The following is a 640-nucleotide window of genomic DNA, read 5'->3' as shown; positions in this document are numbered from 1 at the left end:
GCGGTCCCCGTTGGGCGGTCTCTGCAGCATGGCTCCGTCCGTGATGAAAATCACTAGCTTCGGTGCCAAGATCGGAGGCGATGCGAGCCGAGGCAATTCGGTTGTGAGGCGTAGGATCGGCGGTCCGCAGCGAGCGATCGCGCAGGTTTTCGCAGGAACGCCAAGCCTTTCGCGAAGTAGCGTCGCACAAAGACTTGTGAACTTCGGTCCTGCGAGCGCTCGCTGGGCAGACTCGAGGTGTTCCCATGCAAGGAATGATGATACCTTTACGGGGCTAAAGTCAATATACGCCTAGTATATGTAACATGCCCGCTAGCCCTTCGAAGCTGAAGACGCGCGCCCTTACCCTCGTCCGGAAGAGGGGGATCGCCCGTGCCCGCGATTTCAACGCCCTGGGGGTCCCCCGGGTCTATCTGAAGCGGATGCAGGAGGAGGGGCTCCTGGTTCAGCGGGGCCGAGGCCTCTACCAACTCGCCGACGCCAAGCTCTCGCCGGCGCACAGCCTGGCCGAGGCTGCCCGGATCGTCCCCCACGGCGTCATATGCCTTCTTTCTGCGCTGCAGTTCCATGAGCTGACGACTCAAACGCCTCACGAAGTCTGGGTGCTCATCGGATGGAAGAAATGGGCTCCGACGCGCCC

1 protein-coding gene is annotated in these 640 nt (G+C 61.9%); it reads left to right on the top strand.

Going from position 1 to position 640, the window contains the following annotated elements:
- Positions 1–305 precede the first annotated feature (305 nt).
- The coding region (locus BGN95_RS07215; RefSeq protein ID WP_286772107.1) for a type IV toxin-antitoxin system AbiEi family antitoxin domain-containing protein at positions 306–640 on the top strand (335 nt) is incomplete at its 3' end.

Origin of the sequence: Sphingomonas sp. 66-10, from assembly GCF_001897045.1 — a bacterium.
Taxonomy (GTDB): Bacteria; Pseudomonadota; Alphaproteobacteria; order Sphingomonadales; family Sphingomonadaceae; genus Sphingomonas; species Sphingomonas lycopersici.
This window is presented reverse-complemented; position numbering and strand designations above follow the sequence as displayed.